Source organism: Streptomyces sp. NPDC001843, assembly GCF_042891955.1.
Taxonomy (GTDB): Bacteria; Actinomycetota; Actinomycetes; order Streptomycetales; family Streptomycetaceae; genus Streptomyces.
Genome location: NZ_JBIATQ010000004.1, coordinates 308354 through 323164, shown reverse-complemented (window position 1 = coordinate 323164; position 14811 = coordinate 308354). Strand labels below are relative to the sequence as shown.

The following is a 14811-nucleotide window of genomic DNA, read 5'->3' as shown; positions in this document are numbered from 1 at the left end:
CCCAACCATGACGAATCCGGCCGAGAGACTCGTCGACCTGCTCGACCTGGAGCGGATCGAGGTCAACATATTCCGTGGACTCAGCCCGCAGGAGTCCCTCCAGCGGGTCTTCGGCGGCCAGGTGGCGGGCCAGGCACTGGTCGCCGCCGGGCGCACCACGGACGGCGACCGCCCGGTGCACTCGCTGCACGCGTACTTCCTGCGCCCCGGCAGGCCGGGCGTGCCGATCGTGTACCAGGTGGAACGGGTGCGCGACGGGCGGTCGTTCACGACACGCCGGGTCACCGCCGTGCAGCAGGGCCGCACGATCTTCAATCTGACCGCCTCCTTTCACAAGCCTGAGGAAGGATCCTTCGAGCACCAGCTCCCGCCGGCCCGCGAGGTGCCGGCCCCGGATTCCCTGCCGACGGTCACGGAGGAGATCCGCAAGCATCTGGGCGCACTGCCCGAGCAACTGGAGCGGATGGCGCGCCGCCAGCCCTTCGACATCCGTTACGTCGACCGGCTCCGCTGGAACGCCGAGGAGGTGGAGGGCGCGGAGCCGCGCAGCGCGGTGTGGATGCGTGCGGTCGGCCCGCTGGGCGACGACCCGTTGGTGCACACCTGCGCATTGACCTACGCCAGCGACATGACCCTCCTGGACGCGGTCCGCATTCCCGTCGAGCCGCTGTGGGGACCGCGGAACTTCGACATGGCCTCGCTGGACCACGCGATGTGGTTCCACCGGCCGTTCCGCGCGGACGAGTGGTTCCTGTACGACCAGGAGTCCCCGATCGCCACGGGCGGCCGTGGTCTGGCCCGTGGGCGGATCTACGACCTGCAGGGGCGTCTGCTCGTGTCGGTGGTCCAGGAAGGTCTGTTCAGGGCCCTGTAGCCACGGCTCGGCGCCCTGGGGTCCGGGAGCTTCTGCGGCGCAGCCGGCCCAGGAGTCCGCGTGCCGGTTTCGGGGCGTGCGCCGCGTCCGGTGCGGACGGGCCCGGGTGTGGTGGTGACGGGTCCGGGTGTGGTGCCGGCGGGTCCGCGTGTGGCGTGGGTGGGTCCGCGTGTGGCGTGGGCGGGCACGGTGCGGGGCGCGGGGCGGGCCGGTGGGCGCGAGCCTCCCGCACCGCCTGCGCCAGATCGCCGCGGAGCCGGCCGACTTCCTCCGCGTCGTCCGCCGTCATGATCCGCTCGGCCAGCTCCGCGTAGGGCGATCCCGGGGCGCCGTTGGGGGGTGGCCCCGGCCGGTTGCGGCTGACATGAGCTCGTTCGTAGGGGTCCCTGATCACGTCCGAGATGTGCACCGGGTCGAGGAAGGCGGCCAAGGCCCCGGCGCGCTCCCAGGGATCGCCGGCCTGTCGCAGCAGGAACCCGAGATGACGTCCGCGCCAGGTGCGGGCCCGCAGATCCAGCCCCTCCCCCAGTCGCTCGCGCATGGCCTCGGGGGTGCGGCCGGTGAGCAGTGGGGCGTTCCGCTCGTCCGCCGTGAACTGCCGCAGTTCCTCGGCCGGATAGAGCCAGACCACGGCTCGGTACCGGTTCAGATAGAAGCGCACGGGCACCACCAGGCCGAGGCGTGCCAGGCGGGTGAACCTCATGGCCGACACTTCCATCAGGGCCGCGCCCTCCGTGGTACCCACGGCCCTGACGCTCTCCCGCAGTGATTCGGGGAATCCCTCCTCGGCGCGCAGCCGCTCGATCTCGGACCGCTCCACGCGGCGGCCCCCGCCTCCCTGTCGGTCGGGCACGGTCCGGATCCGCCCGAGGAGTACTGCGAGGTCGAATTCGCCGCGCGCAAGGCCGAGTTCCCGCGCGGCACGGCTCGGCGCGCAGGTCAGATGACGTGGTGCCGCGATGGTGCTGCCCGACATGGTCGTCTCCCCCGTGGAGTGGTGGCTCACGCCGTCCGCGCTCGCCGTGAAAAAACCGTAGCTGGTCCGGCGAATCTCCTGGCGAGCCTGTGGATAACTCCAGGCGGAGCGACGAATATGCAGGTCAGAGATCTTCTTTGGGTTCACGCCCGGGCTGCCGGGCATCCACGCCGAGGTGCTCGCCGACCCGGTTGACCAGCAGCGTCATCTCGTAGGCGATCTGTCCGATGTCGGCCTCCGCGCCGCTGAGCACGCACAGACAGCTTCCGCTGCCGGCAGCGGTGACGAACAGCACGGCGTCGTCGTACTCGACCATCGTCTGGCGGACCCTGCCCGCACCGAAGTGGCGTCCCGAACCCTTCGCCAGGCTGTGCAGTCCGGAGGCGACGGCGGCGAGATGCTCCGCGTCCTCACGGCGGAGGCCGGTGCTCGCGCCCGTCACCAGGCCGTCGTTCGACAGGACCAGCGCGTGCCGTACCTGTTCCACGCGTTCCGTCAGGTCGTCCAGGAGCCACCCGAGTCCCTGGTTCTGCGCCATTTGCGGTCTCTCCCCGTGTGACGTCTCCCCCTGGCTGGAGGAACTCTTCGCCAGCCTTCACCACGACCGCCGTCCGGGCAAGGAGGATGGAGGTATGGCACAGAAGATGACCGACGAGGAATGGCGGGCGTTCGTCTCGGCGGGCACCCGCACCGGCAAACTGTCGACCGTGCGGGCCGACGGCACCCCGCACCTGGCACCGATCTGGTTCCTGCTCGATGGGGACGAGGTGGTCTTCAACACGGGCAAGGAGACCGTGAAGGGGCGCAATCTGGCACGCGACGGCCAGGTCGCGCTCTGCGTGGACGACGACCGGCCGCCCTTCCACTTCGTGGTGCTGAACGGCCGCGCCCGGCTGTCGGAGGATCTCGGCGAGGTCCGGCACTGGGCGACCCGTATCGCCGCGCGGTACATGGGTGAGGAGCGGGCCGAGGAGTTCGGCGCCCGCAACGGCGTTCCGGGCGAACTTCTGGTCCGTGTCAGCGTCGAGCATGTGGTCGCCTTGAAGGACGTTGCGGACTGAGGCCTCGCAGGCCCTCAGCCGACCGAGTCGAGCAGCCGGGCGGTGTGCATCCGCCCGGCGTACTCGACGAGCCGGATCAGCACCTCCTTCCCCGAGTCCCGGTCACGGGCGTCGCACAGGACCACGGGGGTCCCCCGGTCGAGATCGAGGGCACGGCACACGTCGTCGGTGTCGTAGGTGCGTGCCCCGGCGAAGCAGTTGACCGCCACCACGAACGGGATGTGCCGGTGCTCGAAGTAGTCCACGGCCGGAAAGCAGTCCTCCAGCCGACGGGTGTCCGCCAGGACCACCGCTCCCAGCGCGCCCTGTGACAGCTCGTCCCACAGGAACCAGAAGCGGTCCTGGCCCGGTGTACCGAAGAGGTACAGGGACAGGCCCGAGCGGATGGTGATACGGCCGAAGTCCATGGCCACGGTCGTGGTGACCTTCTGGTCGACGCCGTCGGTGTCGTCGACCGACTGACCGGCCTCGCTCAGCAGTTCCTCGGTGCGCAGCGGGCGGATCTCGCTGACCGCGCCGACCAGGGTGGTCTTGCCGACGCCGAAGCCGCCGGCGACCAGAATCTTCAGCGCCAGGGCGGACGTCTCGCCGTCGGTGGTGTCGGAGTGCTCGGAGAGCTCTGAGACCATGATCACTTCTCTCGGGGATGCGGGTCGCGCGCGGCTGGGCGGCGAGGGTCCGGTGGGTCGGGAACTGTCATCTACAACGCCCGCAATCCCGCGATGACCTCGCGAAGAATCCGTTCGTCGGGCAGCTGCGCCGGGGGCACCGGGCGGCTGATCGTGACGCGGCCCAGATCGAGCAGGTCACCCAGCAGCACTCTGACCACACCCACGGGGAGGTCCGTGCCGGCGGCGAGTTCGGCGACCGACTGGGTTTCGGTGCGGCACAGGTCGACGAGCGAGCGGTGCTCGGGGCCGAGGGCGGGGTTGCCGTCTGCGGTGAGGCCGCCGGGATCGAGCGTCACGAGTGCGATCAGATCGAAGCGCACTCCGCTGGGGCCGGGCCTGGTGCGTCCGCCGGTCATGGCGTACGGGCGGACCAGAGGTCCGGCCTCGCCGTCGTACCACTGGCTGCCCTGCTTCGGCGGAGTGCCGCTGGTGTCCTCGCTCATGGGTGCCGACCGCCTTCTCGGTTCATCCGGCGGCAGGGGGCCGCGTGGCGGCCCGGGGGGCCGTGTAGAGGTGCTCACCGACGCGCTTGACCAGCCGTGCCATCTCGTACGCGACGAGTCCGATGTCGGCGGTCACCGCGGTGAGGACGGCGAGGCAGGAGCCGTCTCCGGCGGCGGCCACGAAGAGGAAGGCGTCGTCCATCTCCACCATGGTCTGGCGGACGCCTCCGACTCCGAAGTGCCGCCCCGTTCCCTTGGCGAGACTGTGGAAACCGGAGGCGACGGCGGCGAGGTGCTCCGCGTCCGCGCGCAGGAGGCCGGTCGAGGCGCCCACCGCCAGGCCGTCGTTGGACAGCACTACGGCGTGCCGTACGTCGCCGACGCGTGTCACCAGGTCGTCCAGCAGCCAGTCGAGTTCGCCGGACGGCTGGGCGGGCCTCGTTCTCGGGTCGTGGATCATACGGGGTCTCCTTCAGTGCTGTCGCTGCCCGCTTGGAGGTCGGGGGTGGTCCCGCGACCGGGACGCCTGCCGCCGCCGCGCGTCCAGCCGTCGCGGTAGGCCGCCATGCGGTCCCTCACCAGTTCGGGGGTGCGGTCGTCGCTCCGCGGGTCCGGTGCCGGGGACGGCTTGGGGTGGTGTTCACGCAGTTGGGGCGCCAGACTCGCCTGCCGTATCCGGCGCGGGAGGTCGTCGGAGCCCTCGGAGTCGTTCGGGGGGCGGTGCAGCCGCAAGGTGGTGACTCCCGGGGGTGCGGTTTCGATCGCGGGTTCGGCGGACGGCCGGCCGGTGGCCGCGAGGACGGGCCGGCCGGAGGACTCCACCGCGACCTCGTGGGGTGCTCGGGCCTCGGGCACGCGCGCGTATGCGTGGTGCTCGGTGCGTTCCCGGTCCGCCGCCGAGTGGGCGGTGGGTTCCGCCGGATCGCCGTGCAGGAGGGCGGTGGGCAGCAGGACCACCGCGGTGGTGCCGCCATAGGGCGAGGTCCTCAGGTGCACCTTGATGCTGTGGCGTGCGGCGAGCCTGCTGACCACGAAGAGGCCCAGACGGTCGCTGTCGAACAGGTCGAGCGCCTCGGACTGCTCGATGCGCCGGTTCGCCTCGTCGAGTGTCTCCGGGCCCATCCCCAGCCCGCGGTCCTCGATCTCCAGGGCGTAGCCGTTGCCGACGGGTTCACCCGTGACGCGGACGCGCGTGTGGGGCGGTGAGAATTGGGCGGCGTTCTCCACGAGTTCGGCGAGCAGGTGGGTGAGGTCGGCGACGGCGGCGCCGGCGACGGATGTCTCGGGAAGCTGCCGCACCTCGACGCGCGCGTAGTCCTCGACCTCGGAGACGGCCGCGCGTACGACGTCCGTGAGGGAGACGGGCATGCGCCAGGCCCGCCCGGGCGCCGCCCCGGAGAGAATGATCAGGCTCTCCGCGTGGCGCCGCATGCGGGTGGTGAGGTGGTCGAGCCGGAAGAGGTCACCGAGTTCCTCCGGGTCGTCCGAGCGGCGTTCCATGCTGTCGAGCAGGCTCAGCTGGCGGTGCACCAGGACCTGACTGCGGCGGGCCAGGTTGACGAAGACCCCGGAGATGCCGCTGGCCAGCTCGGCCCGTTCCACGGCGGCGCGCAGGGCCGCCCGGTGGACGGTACCGAGGGCTTCGGCGACCTGACCGGTCTCGTCCTCCGCGGGCGGTCCCGAAGGGGCTTCGGCCCGGATGTCGATCTCCTCCCCGGCGCGCAGTCTCCGCATGGCTTCGGGAAGTTTGCGGCGGGCGATCTCCAGCGCGCCGTTGCGCAGACCGACCAGCTCGACCACGAGTGCGCGTCCGATGCGTACGGAGATGACGAGTGAGGCGGTCACGGCGGCGAGGCCGAAGAGGACGGCGGCTCCGGCCGGGGTGAGCAGGCCGCGGCTGTACGGGTCGGCCTGGCCGGCGACGGTGATCGCGGCGTCCCTTTCGATGGCCCGCATTCCGTCCCGTACGCGCGCGTGGGCCCCCTCCCAGGTGCCTGCCGGGGCGGCCGCGGCCGCGCGGGCGCCGGGCGCCGCGGCCAGGACCCTGTCCTCGACGGCTCCGAGGGCGGTGTAGGCGCCGCCGGCGGCGAGTTTCCGCCAGGCGGCACGCTGGGCGGCGGGCAGGTCGGCGACGGCGGCGTCGGTGAGTGCGCGGCGGGTGTCGGCGGCGCCGGTGAACAGGCGCAGTCGCTCGCCGGCGAGTCCGCCCGCGAGGCGGGCGCCGGTGAGTACCGCGTCCTCCTGCGCCAGGGCTTCCCGGGCGCGGGAGAACTCGAGCACCACGCGCGCGTCGGAGCCCAGATCGGCTTGCTGGATGCCGGTGAGGGCGCCGTTCACTTCGAAGGCGGTGGTGATGGCCCGCGTGTACCGACCATACGCCTCGTCCCAGCCGGCGCGGCGGTTGAGCACCGCCGTGCGCACGGTGCGCAGGTGCTCGGCCCCGCTGACGAAGTCCTCCAGGCGCTGTGCGACGCCGGAGGGCAGTTCCTGGCCGTCGGCGACGGTGTTGTGGTCACCGAGCCGCAGCCGGGCAACGGCACGGTCGGTGCGGGCGGCGAGGGCCCGCAGGTCGTCGCCCTGTGTGGTGGCCGGATCGGTCGCACAGCGCACGGCGGCCACGCGTTCGGCCTGCAGGGCGGTGACGGCGTCGGCGAGCGGGGCGCGCAGTTCGGCGTCCACACGCTGCGACTGGCGCAGCCGGGCAACGTCCTGGGCGGTGGTGACGGTGGCGTACGCCCACAGGGCGAGCAGGGAGACGACGGGCACCATCAGCAGGCAGACGACCTTGGCGCGTACGGTCCGGGGTCTGATCCGCCGGCGTCCCGTGCGCACGGGAGCGGCGTCCGGGGGCCGGCCGGCCGTGTCGTCGGTGTCTTCGTCGGCGGGCCGCCCGGCATGGGCGCGACGGCCGCGCACCGGCGGCGAGGGCGGCGTCTGCTCGCCTGGTGTGGTCCTACGGGGTGTACGCATGGCCTTCTCGCTCGGATGTGGGTGGGGCGCGCTACCGGCGGGGGCCGGTCAGCGGGCGGGGCTCTGCACCGGGCGCTGCGCGGAGGCGGATGCCTCGCGCTCCCCCGCCGTCGGCGAGAGGGCGACGAAGGCCGAGGTGATGAACAGGTAGGACCCGAGGCCGACGGCGAGGGGGAAGATGAACTGCATCGCCGTGGCCCCGGGCAGCACCTGGCCCGAGGGGGTGACGTGCACGCGGACCGCGAACATGCCGGTGTAGTGCATGCTGCTGACGGCCGCTCCCATGACGAGGGAGGCGACGGTGACCGCGATCGGCGACTTGATGTTGAGCCCGGCCCACAGGGCCGCGGTCGCGGCGAGCACTGCGATCAGGACGGAGATCCCGACCAGCACCGGGTCGTAGGTCACGTCTCCGTGCAGCCGCACGGCCGCCATGCCCAGGTAGTGCATGCTCGCCACGCCCAGCCCGGTGGTGAGGCCGCCGAGCAGGAGGGCGCGGGTGCGGTCGCGGCTGTAGCCGACGGCGAAGACGCCGGCGCAGACGACGACCACGGCGACCAGGAGACTGAGGATGGTCAGCGGCACGTCGTAGCGGATGTCGGTGCCGCTGACGCTGAAGCCGAGCATGGCCACGAAGTGCATGGTCCAGATGCCGGTGCCGATCGCGGATGCCGCGGTGAGGAGCCAGTTGCGGCGTGCCCGGCCGGTGGTGCCGAGCGCGCGGACGGTGCAGCGCAGTCCCAGAGCGGCGCCGATGCACGCCATCACGTACGACAGCGTGGGGGTCAGCCAGCCGAAGGAGGCGTGGTCCAGGTGTCCCATGGCCCCGGGACGCTAGACCCGACAGGGACGTACAAAGGGGGCGCATTTCGAAAAGTGTTGGAATCTGGCGCAGACGTGCGCCGGAACGATCGCGTCACGCTCGAACATGTGCACAGAGCGTCCCTCCATGTGAGTGAGGGATCATGCGGACCATGAGCGATGACCACACACACGTCCAGGAGTTCTTCGCCGCCCGGGCGGACGGCTGGGACAGCAAGTTTCCGGGTGACGACCCGGCCTTCGCCGCCGCCGTCGCCGATCTCGGGCTGCGCGCGGGGGACCGTGTGCTCGACGCCGGCTGCGGCACGGGACGCGCCCTGGAGCCGCTGCGCACGGCCGTGGGGCCGTCCGGCGTCGTCGTCGGAGTGGATCTGACTCCGGCGATGCTGCGGGCCGCCGTTCGCGCGGGGCGGGATCGTCACGGCCGGCTGCTGCTGGCCGATGTCGCCGCGCTGCCGTTGCGGTCCGGGGCGTTCGACGCCGTGTTCGGCGCGGGACTGATCGCGCACCTGCCGCATCCGGCGGAGAACCTGCGGGAGCTGGCACGCGTGGTACGGCCCGGAGGCTCACTGGCCCTTTTCCACCCGGTCGGCCGGGCCGCTCTGGCAGCACGCCAGGGCCGCCGGATCACTCCGGACGACCTGCGCGCCGAGGCCAACCTGGGCCCCCTGCTGGCCGGTGCCGGGTGGCGCATGACGTCGTACGTCGACGAGGACACACGCTTCCTGGCCCTGGCTGTCCGCGAGGGCTGACCCCCGCGGAGGACCTATCCGACGCCTGCGACCGCCGCCGCGAACGCGTCAGGATTGTCGAACATGATGTTGTGACCGGCGGCCGGCACGGTCAGCACGCGGACCCCGGCCGCCTCCAGCCGGTCCCTGCCGGGCAGTTCACCGCTCAGCTCGCCCTGGAGGTAGACGCGCTCGATCCCCAGCCCCTCCAGCAGATCGCGCATGACGGGGTCCGAGCCCCTCCTCAGTCCGACGGCGCTGCGATGCAGTCCCCGCGGGTCGGCCAGCCGCATCGTCGCCGCCCACAGGGGGCCCACCTTCTCCAGCACGCGCGCGTGCCCGCCTGCCACGAACTCCTCCTCCTGGTAAGAGGCGATCGAGCTGCTGTCCGCACCGGGCGGAGGGAAGGCGTCGAGATTGGCTTCCGTGAGGACGAGCCGGGAAACCAGGTCGGGCCGCCGGTGAGCGAGCACGACGGCGACGGAACCGCCCATGCTGTGCCCGATCAGCTCGGCTCCTGTGAGGCCCGCTGCGTCCAGCGCGACCGCCACGGCGTCAGCGTGCTCCTCGAGGGTGTAGCCGAAGTCGCCCGGCCGGTCGCTGACGCCGTGCCCGGGCAGGTCGACGAACAGGCTGCGCCGGCCTGCGAGTTCCGGGCGGGCCGCGATGTGCGCGTGGTACACGGCCGACGCCGCACCCAGCCCGTGGACGTACACGCGCGCGGGGTTCGCGCCCGGGGTCTCGGTCCAGCGGATGCGGCTTCCCCTGCCGTCGAACTCGGCCTGCTTCATGACGTCCTCCTCGCTGACACCCGTGACGACCAAACGATACCTCGGTCAAACAATACCTCTGTCACGATGTATTACGGAAGAGAGGTACCTGCGTGGCGTCATACAGCGGATGTGAAGCAGAATGCGGACATGCTGGAGCTCGCCATCCTGGGATTCCTTTACGACGCCCCGCTGCACGGCTACGTGCTGCGCAAGCACATCGCGGCGCTGACGGGCCACGTACGGCCCATCGCCGAGAGCACGCTGTATCCCGCGATCAAGCGCCTGGAGAAGGCGGGTCTGCTCGCGCGCACCACCGAGCCGGGCTCAGTGGCCGCACCGCGTCATGTACTGACGCTCACCGAGGAGGGCAGGCGCGAGCTGCGGCGGCGGCTCACCGAACCGGCCCAGCGGGAGATCACCGACGAGAACCTGTGGTTCACGCTGCTCGCCTTCCTCAGACATCTCGACGACCCGTCCGCGCAGGCGGCGCTGCTACGGCGCCGGCTGGCGTTCCTGGAGGAACCGGCCAGTTTCTTCTACGACGGTGACCGCCCGTTGCGGGCCGAGGAACTGGACGATCCGTTCCGGCGTGGCATTCTCACCATCGCCCGGGCCACGAGCCGGGCGGAGCTCACCTGGCTGCGCGAGACCCTCGCCTCACTCGAGGGGGTCGGCCGCTGAGATGCCGGTGTGCCGCACCGGGCAGCCCCGCACGCCGGGCACCGGGCGGGTGCCCAGGTCGGCCAGCCGGTAGCCGTTCGGGTAACCCTTGATCTCCCAGTTCTGCCGACCGTAGTGGGGTGTGCGGCGCGGCGGGAGCAGCCGGACGAGGCGTCCCCGCATCCGGACGGCGCGCCGCACGACCGTGGTGGTGGCGGGGGCGGGGGGCTCGTAGCGGAAGGCCCTCAGCAGCTGTTCGTCGAGAAGGGCGAGCGTCGCGGCGCGCAGCACGGGCGCCATGGGTTTGGGATACCAGGACGTCATGAGATCGAGCGTGGCGTCGGAGACCCGGCGCGACTGCTCGTCCCAGGCGAAGTGGGCCTCCTCGTAGGCGTCCAGGCAGTCCTCGAAGGCCTCGTAGGACTCCGGCAGGTCCGTGATGCCCATGTGCCGGCCGAGCGTGCGGTAGTAGACGGTGGCGGCAACGATCTCGTGCCGGGACATCCGGCGCCAGCCATAGGCGTCGATCCACCTCTTCGGTGTCACGACGAAGGTGCACAGCACGTAGCGCATGTCGTCGTTGCTGATGTCGTAGGCGCGGTGCATCTGGTTGATGCGGCGGATCGCCGTGCGCCCCTGGACGGAGGCGAAGCCGTGTTCGACGACGGCGTCGAGGAGCAGCGACGTGTCGTCATAGCGCTTCTGCGTACGGTCGGTGAGCTCCGCCGTCTCGGCGAGCAGCCGGCCGATGCTCGGTACGGCGTAGGTCCGGTACAGGGCCAGCTCCAGGGCCCGGGCGAAGTCCCAGGGAAATTCGAGAGTGGCGCTGATCCGGTAGATCTCCACGGCGTCCGCCACCGGATCCATCCGGCGGATCCGTTCGAGCCGCTCGAAACGCTTCACCGCGTCATCCCCCTTTTGCCGCCGAGGCTCCAACTCTACGTTGAGGAGGGACGGATGAACGATGAGCCGGAGAACGCCACGCAGGGGAAGGTGGCCCGCATGTGGGACAGGATCCGCGAGAAGATCGCCGGGCTGGGCGTCTCCGCGCGCGTGGACGCGGGCGGAGACCGCGAAAAGGGCACGCACAATTTGTTCGACGCCGCGGCCGCCTACGTGTCGGCCAGTGCGGAGGACGACCAGGACGGGATCGAGGAGGCCGCTTCCTGGGTGTCGCCGGAGGCGCTGTCGTTCGGGGTGAGCGAGCTGGCGTGCCGGGCCGTCATCGCGCTGGCCCGGGAACGGGACGAGTCTCCACGCAAGGTGGCCCGTGACCTGCTCGGGCTGCCCGTGGCCTGACCGGCGTCCGACGGACGGCTTTTCACCCGTTTCCCGGTGGAGGACCGCGAGAAGACCGCTGCTGCGCGTGCGAGGGGAGTCGTGACAACCGCGTTCTGCTCCCACTAGGGTGCGCGCCGTTGGACGAACCATTGGGGAGGCTGGGATGGCCGGGACGGATGAGGTCGTCGCCACCGCGGACGATGCGCTGTACGTACTCACGGCGGTACTGCTGACGCCGGCGCAGTTTCCGGGCGTGCTGGGCGACGACTACCCGGAGGCGTGCGCCGCGCTGGACCTGGCGCCACGCGCCGACGGCTACGGCCTGGTGCTCGGCCAGGACGGCGACGGCTCCCGCTGGACGGTCGTCATCGACGACGTCTCGCTGGTCGCCGTGGCGATCGCGTCCTGGGACTGCGGCATGGAGTACGAGCTGTCGCCCGACGAGCGCTCGGTCGTGGCCGCCCTGCCTGGCTGGCCCCTGGCTGTAGCCGTCGCCGCACCGAACGTGCCCGCGCCGCACGACCCCGGCCCAGAGGTCACGGACCGGCCCCCGCTGGCCCCGCCGGACACCACCTCCTGGGGACCGGCCCAGCGGCGTCTGGGCGCCGACGAGATCGCCTTGCAGTGGGCCGTGTGGCGGGGGCAGATCGACGACGCGAGCTTCCGGGTGCCGGACGGCTCGACCGTGCCACGGGACGGCGGGAAGGACAGACGGGAGGACGGGGCGGACGCTCCGTCTCCCGGCCACCCCGGCATCCGGCGCGTACTCGCCGAGGCACACGCCTACGTGGACACTCCGCCGCCGCTCGGGCGGGTCCGCTCGTCGTTCGCCCCGGGGAACGCCCGGACGCTGCGCGTCGACGGCCCCGGCTGGTCGATGGTGGCCCGCACCGACGACATGGCGTTCGTGCTGCTCGACGAGAAACCCGGCGAGGTCCTGCCGTTGGGTCGTGGCCCCGAGTTGCCCGGTCTGCTGGAGGCGCTCGACAAGCTGGCCGTGCGGCCGATGTGAGGCCGTCCGGGCCGTGCCCGACACGGGCGGCGCTCCTGGTCACCTGCTGCTGCCCATGACGACCAGCAGGGCCTCCAGGGCGGCGCGCGTGGGCGGCCGATCCGGGGTCATGGGCACGTCGTCGGTCGTGGCCGTGCGACGGATGGCGAGGGTGCGCGGAACGAACGGCATGGTCGCGAAGGTGGCGTCCAGGGAGACGAGTTCGGCGCAGCGCCTCTCCCGCAGGTGCGCGGGCCGGGCCCAGAGCGCCGCGGCGCGGGCGACGGGTCCCGGATCGTCGCAGCCGAGTGCGGCCTGTCGGGCCACAGGCGTCTACTGCCGCCCGGGTGGAGCGGAGCACCACGCCGCTCCCGGGCATGCCCGTCGGCTGACCGGCGGCAGCGGCGTGGTCGGCTCCCGCCCTGGTCCAGGGGACGCGGAATGCACGGGAGACGCTCCGGACGGCAGCGCCTCAGCGGCCGAGTTCCTTGCGCGTGACACGGCGCAGCCTGCGGCGCTGCGACGGATCCAGCGCAAGGTAGGCGACCACCGGCACTCCCACGATGATCAGGAACGAGATCCACCAGGGCAGCCATATGAGCAGGATGAGCCCGACCGCCACACCTCCTGCGGCGATCTTCGCGTTGTTCGACATGAGCGTCGCCTCCTTCACGGCCAATGCCGCTCTCTGATGTGGAAACGGGTCCGCGCTTCCCGCGGTTCCGCTTCGCGACCCTGAGACGTCCCTGAGGCTCGACCCTTACTCCTCCCTGAGGGTCGGCTTCCCCCGGCTGGATCTGGTCGGCGGTGCCGCCTCAGGGCAGCGTGTCGGGGAACGCGCTGAGGAACGACTCGAAGTCGCTCGGGACATCGCTCGGCAGCCCGCTGGGGAACAACGAGGGCAGACCGCTCGGCAGCCGGGAGGGCAATCCCGGCGGCAGCCCGCTGGGCAGTTCGGTCGGCAGCCGGAACGAGGGCCTGGGCGAGTCTCTGGAAGCGGCGCTGCTCGCAGGGCGCCGGTCGTCCGAGGGACCGTCGCCGCCGGAGGCCATCAGGGCCACGGCGAGGACCGTCCCGGCCACCGCGAGCACGGCCAGGACGGCGAAGAGCGGGCCCCGGCGCCTTCGCGTGCCGGGGCCAGGGCCGCCAGGAGGTGGTCCGAAGCCGCCGCCCGGAGGTCCGGGCGGCGGGGGCGGTACCGACGGTGGCGGCGGTGCGGACGGTGGGGTCATACCGTCCACCATCGCCGCGTACGGTCCGGGAGGCGACCGGCGCACCGAGGTTGATACCGGCTCAGACCATGGACCGCACGATTCCGGGGCATTACGCGCGCGGGCCGTTCGGCGGCACGCGCGCGTACGCGTCACCGGCCCGCGCGCGTGCGATCAGCCGCGCGCCCCCAGCAGGTGGTCCATGGCCAGCTGGTCGAGGCGCTCGAAGGCCATCCCGCGTGCGGCGGCCGCCTCCACGTCGAAGTCCTCGAAGGCCGTGCGGTCGGCGAGCAGCGCCTGCAGGCCGTCCGCCGCGGTGGGCTGCGCCAGCTCGTCCAGGCGCGAGGCGCGCAGTGCCTCCTGGACCTCCGGGTCGGCGCGGAAGGCCGCCGCGCGCTCCTTCAGGATGAGGTAGTTGCGCATGCAGCCGGCCGCCGACGCCCACACTCCGTCGAGGTCCTCGGTCCGGGGCGGCTTGAAGTCGAAGTGGCGGGGGCCGTCGTAACCGGCGCTCTCCAGGAGGTCGACCAGCCAGAAGGCGGCCCGCAGGTCGCCGGCGCCGAAGCGGAGGTCCTGGTCGTACTTGATGCCGGACTGGCCGTTGAGGTCGATGTGGAAGAGCTTGCCCGCCCACAGGGCCTGGGCGATGCCGTGCGGGAAGTTGAGCCCGGCCATCTGCTCGTGGCCGACCTCGGGGTTGACTCCGTACAGCTCCGGGCGCTCCAGCCGCTCGATGAAGGCCAGCGCGTGGCCGACGGTGGGCAGCAGGATGTCGCCGCGCGGCTCGTTCGGCTTGGGCTCGATGGCGAAGCGCAGGTCGTAGCCCTGGGAGGTGACGTACTCACCGAGCAGGTCGAAGGCCTCCTTCATGCGGTCCAGGGCGACGCGCACGTCCTTGGCGGCACCGGACTCGGCACCCTCGCGGCCGCCCCAGGCCACGTACGTCTTCGCGCCCAGCTCGACCGCCAGGTCGATGTTGCGGACGGTCTTGCGCAGGGCGTAGCGCCGCACTTCGCGGTCGTTGGCGGTGAACGCGCCGTCCTTGAAGACCGGGTGCGTGAAGAGGTTGGTGGTGGCCATCGGCACGGTCATCCCGGTCGTGTCCAGGGCCTGGCGGAACCGCTTGATGTGCGACTCGCGCTCGGTGTCCGAGGACCCGAAGGGGATCAGGTCGTCGTCGTGGAAGGTCACCCCGTAGGCGCCGAGCTCGGCCAGTCGCTGCACCGTCTCGACCGGGTCGAGGGCGCGGCGCGTGGCGTCGCCGAACGGGTCCCGTCCCTGCCAGCCGACGGTCCACAGGCCGAAGGTGAACCTGTGCTCGGGGGTGGGCTGGTAGCTCATGCCGCG

The 14811-nt window shown here is 71.9% G+C and carries 19 protein-coding genes; 6 read left to right on the top strand and 13 right to left on the bottom strand.

All coding sequences use genetic code 11. From position 1 onward, the window contains the following. The first annotated feature begins 7 nt into the window (after positions 1 to 7). The gene (locus ACFYZQ_RS12930; protein ID WP_389145566.1) at positions 8 to 874 is read left to right on the top strand and encodes an acyl-CoA thioesterase; all 867 of its coding nucleotides are present in this window, start codon (positions 8 to 10) and stop codon (positions 872 to 874) included. Here ACFYZQ_RS12930 and ACFYZQ_RS12925 read toward each other — a convergent pair. Together ACFYZQ_RS12925 and ACFYZQ_RS12920 are read right to left on the bottom strand one after the other, a co-directional pair. Next, entirely contained in the window at positions 861 to 1850 is a 990-nt protein-coding gene (locus ACFYZQ_RS12925) for a DUF6397 family protein (RefSeq protein ID WP_389145563.1), read from the bottom strand. The genes ACFYZQ_RS12930 and ACFYZQ_RS12925 overlap by 14 nt on opposite strands. A 124-nt stretch (positions 1851 to 1974) precedes the next feature. Then, positions 1975 to 2388: a roadblock/LC7 domain-containing protein gene (locus tag ACFYZQ_RS12920; protein WP_389145559.1), complete on the bottom strand. Its 414-nt coding sequence runs from the start codon at positions 2386 to 2388 to the stop codon at positions 1975 to 1977. A 94-nt stretch (positions 2389 to 2482) separates the two neighbouring features. On the opposite strand from ACFYZQ_RS12920, the gene ACFYZQ_RS12915 reads away from it, so the two are divergent. Continuing rightward, on the top strand, positions 2483 to 2911 hold the full coding sequence (locus ACFYZQ_RS12915) for a PPOX class F420-dependent oxidoreductase (RefSeq protein ID WP_389145556.1): 429 nt from the start codon (positions 2483 to 2485) through the stop codon (positions 2909 to 2911). Between the two features lie 14 nt (positions 2912 to 2925). Here ACFYZQ_RS12915 and ACFYZQ_RS12910 read toward each other — a convergent pair whose 3' ends face one another. The 5 genes from ACFYZQ_RS12910 to ACFYZQ_RS12890 form a co-directional block, all read right to left on the bottom strand. Then, a complete protein-coding gene (locus ACFYZQ_RS12910) occupies positions 2926 to 3540 on the bottom strand; it encodes an ATP/GTP-binding protein (protein WP_389145553.1) in 615 nt (204 codons plus the stop codon). Between the two features lie 71 nt (positions 3541 to 3611). Beyond that, positions 3612 to 4025: a DUF742 domain-containing protein gene (locus ACFYZQ_RS12905; protein ID WP_389145550.1), complete on the bottom strand. Its 414-nt coding sequence runs from the start codon at positions 4023 to 4025 to the stop codon at positions 3612 to 3614. 22 nt (positions 4026 to 4047) lie between these two features. Beyond that, entirely contained in the window at positions 4048 to 4485 is a 438-nt protein-coding gene (locus tag ACFYZQ_RS12900) for a roadblock/LC7 domain-containing protein (RefSeq protein WP_389145548.1), read from the bottom strand. After that, positions 4482 to 6995, bottom strand: coding sequence for a nitrate- and nitrite sensing domain-containing protein (locus ACFYZQ_RS12895; RefSeq protein WP_389145546.1), 2514 nt, complete (start codon positions 6993 to 6995; stop codon positions 4482 to 4484). Before ACFYZQ_RS12895 ends, ACFYZQ_RS12900 begins: the two co-directional genes overlap by 4 nt. A 48-nt stretch (positions 6996 to 7043) precedes the next feature. Beyond that, a complete protein-coding gene (locus ACFYZQ_RS12890) occupies positions 7044 to 7817 on the bottom strand; it encodes an MHYT domain-containing protein (RefSeq protein ID WP_389145544.1) in 774 nt (257 codons plus the stop codon). A gap of 152 nt (positions 7818 to 7969) precedes the next feature. On the opposite strand from ACFYZQ_RS12890, the gene ACFYZQ_RS12885 reads away from it, so the two are divergent. Further along, positions 7970 to 8569, top strand: coding sequence for a class I SAM-dependent methyltransferase (locus tag ACFYZQ_RS12885; protein WP_389145542.1), 600 nt, complete (start codon positions 7970 to 7972; stop codon positions 8567 to 8569). Positions 8570 to 8583: 14 nt separating this feature from the next. Here ACFYZQ_RS12885 and ACFYZQ_RS12880 read toward each other — a convergent pair whose 3' ends face one another. Next, positions 8584 to 9339, bottom strand: coding sequence for an alpha/beta fold hydrolase (locus ACFYZQ_RS12880; RefSeq protein WP_389145539.1), 756 nt, complete (start codon positions 9337 to 9339; stop codon positions 8584 to 8586). A 129-nt stretch (positions 9340 to 9468) separates the two neighbouring features. Here ACFYZQ_RS12880 and ACFYZQ_RS12875 point away from each other — a divergent pair, with 129 nt between their 5' ends. Next, positions 9469 to 10002 carry a PadR family transcriptional regulator gene (locus tag ACFYZQ_RS12875; protein WP_389145537.1) on the top strand — a complete coding sequence of 178 codons (534 nt, stop codon included), beginning with the start codon at positions 9469 to 9471 and terminating at the stop codon, positions 10000 to 10002. Here ACFYZQ_RS12875 and ACFYZQ_RS12870 read toward each other — a convergent pair. Beyond that, positions 9979 to 10884 carry an oxygenase MpaB family protein gene (locus ACFYZQ_RS12870; protein ID WP_389145534.1) on the bottom strand — a complete coding sequence of 302 codons (906 nt, stop codon included), beginning with the start codon at positions 10882 to 10884 and terminating at the stop codon, positions 9979 to 9981. The two genes, ACFYZQ_RS12875 and ACFYZQ_RS12870, sit on opposite strands and share 24 nt — an antisense overlap. 99 nt (positions 10885 to 10983) lie before the next feature. On the opposite strand from ACFYZQ_RS12870, the gene ACFYZQ_RS12865 reads away from it, so the two are divergent. Together ACFYZQ_RS12865 and ACFYZQ_RS12860 are read left to right on the top strand one after the other, a co-directional pair. Next, positions 10984 to 11280 (top strand): hypothetical protein, encoded by a 297-nt coding sequence (locus tag ACFYZQ_RS12865; RefSeq protein ID WP_389146229.1) that lies wholly within the window; start codon positions 10984 to 10986, stop codon positions 11278 to 11280. A 145-nt stretch (positions 11281 to 11425) separates the two neighbouring features. Then, positions 11426 to 12274: a hypothetical protein gene (locus ACFYZQ_RS12860; RefSeq protein ID WP_389145531.1), complete on the top strand. Its 849-nt coding sequence runs from the start codon at positions 11426 to 11428 to the stop codon at positions 12272 to 12274. Positions 12275 to 12313: 39 nt separating this feature from the next. Here the strand turns inward: ACFYZQ_RS12860 and ACFYZQ_RS12855 are convergent, their stop codons facing one another. The 4 genes from ACFYZQ_RS12855 to xylA all read right to left on the bottom strand — a co-directional run bounded on the left by ACFYZQ_RS12855 (position 12314) and on the right by xylA (position 14805). Further along, complete coding sequence (locus ACFYZQ_RS12855; RefSeq protein ID WP_389145529.1) at positions 12314 to 12580, bottom strand: hypothetical protein; 267 nt, start codon at positions 12578 to 12580, stop codon at positions 12314 to 12316. Positions 12581 to 12725: 145 nt separating this feature from the next. After that, positions 12726 to 12908, bottom strand: a complete 183-nt coding sequence (locus ACFYZQ_RS12850; protein WP_389145526.1) for a hypothetical protein — start codon at positions 12906 to 12908, stop codon at positions 12726 to 12728. A gap of 160 nt (positions 12909 to 13068) precedes the next feature. Further along, complete coding sequence (locus ACFYZQ_RS12845) at positions 13069 to 13485, bottom strand: hypothetical protein (RefSeq protein ID WP_389145523.1); 417 nt, start codon at positions 13483 to 13485, stop codon at positions 13069 to 13071. Positions 13486 to 13638: 153 nt separating this feature from the next. Next, a complete protein-coding gene (xylA, locus tag ACFYZQ_RS12840; RefSeq protein ID WP_389145520.1) occupies positions 13639 to 14805 on the bottom strand; it encodes a xylose isomerase in 1167 nt (388 codons plus the stop codon). Positions 14806 to 14811 lie beyond the last annotated feature (6 nt).

Bases quoted from the DNA above. Each gene is read 5' to 3' on its own strand.
- ACFYZQ_RS12885 (WP_389145542.1), top strand. From the start codon at position 7,970: ATGAGCGATGACCACACACACGTCCAGGAGTTCTTCGCCGCCCGGGCG.
- ACFYZQ_RS12915 (WP_389145556.1), top strand. From the start codon at position 2,483: ATGGCACAGAAGATGACCGACGAGGAATGGCGGGCGTTCGTCTCGGCG.
- ACFYZQ_RS12850 (WP_389145526.1), bottom strand. From the start codon at position 12,908: ATGTCGAACAACGCGAAGATCGCCGCAGGAGGTGTGGCGGTCGGGCTC.
- ACFYZQ_RS12895 (WP_389145546.1), bottom strand. From the start codon at position 6,995: ATGCGTACACCCCGTAGGACCACACCAGGCGAGCAGACGCCGCCCTCG.
- ACFYZQ_RS12905 (WP_389145550.1), bottom strand. From the start codon at position 4,025: ATGAGCGAGGACACCAGCGGCACTCCGCCGAAGCAGGGCAGCCAGTGG.
- ACFYZQ_RS12910 (WP_389145553.1), bottom strand. From the start codon at position 3,540: ATGGTCTCAGAGCTCTCCGAGCACTCCGACACCACCGACGGCGAGACG.
- ACFYZQ_RS12860 (WP_389145531.1), top strand. From the start codon at position 11,426: ATGGCCGGGACGGATGAGGTCGTCGCCACCGCGGACGATGCGCTGTAC.
- ACFYZQ_RS12865 (WP_389146229.1), top strand. From the start codon at position 10,984: ATGTGGGACAGGATCCGCGAGAAGATCGCCGGGCTGGGCGTCTCCGCG.
- xylA (WP_389145520.1), bottom strand. From the start codon at position 14,805: ATGAGCTACCAGCCCACCCCCGAGCACAGGTTCACCTTCGGCCTGTGG.
- ACFYZQ_RS12930 (WP_389145566.1), top strand. From the start codon at position 8: ATGACGAATCCGGCCGAGAGACTCGTCGACCTGCTCGACCTGGAGCGG.
- ACFYZQ_RS12880 (WP_389145539.1), bottom strand. From the start codon at position 9,339: ATGAAGCAGGCCGAGTTCGACGGCAGGGGAAGCCGCATCCGCTGGACC.
- ACFYZQ_RS12900 (WP_389145548.1), bottom strand. From the start codon at position 4,485: ATGATCCACGACCCGAGAACGAGGCCCGCCCAGCCGTCCGGCGAACTC.
- ACFYZQ_RS12890 (WP_389145544.1), bottom strand. From the start codon at position 7,817: ATGGGACACCTGGACCACGCCTCCTTCGGCTGGCTGACCCCCACGCTG.
- ACFYZQ_RS12920 (WP_389145559.1), bottom strand. From the start codon at position 2,388: ATGGCGCAGAACCAGGGACTCGGGTGGCTCCTGGACGACCTGACGGAA.
- ACFYZQ_RS12845 (WP_389145523.1), bottom strand. From the start codon at position 13,485: ATGACCCCACCGTCCGCACCGCCGCCACCGTCGGTACCGCCCCCGCCG.
- ACFYZQ_RS12925 (WP_389145563.1), bottom strand. From the start codon at position 1,850: ATGTCGGGCAGCACCATCGCGGCACCACGTCATCTGACCTGCGCGCCG.
- ACFYZQ_RS12875 (WP_389145537.1), top strand. From the start codon at position 9,469: ATGCTGGAGCTCGCCATCCTGGGATTCCTTTACGACGCCCCGCTGCAC.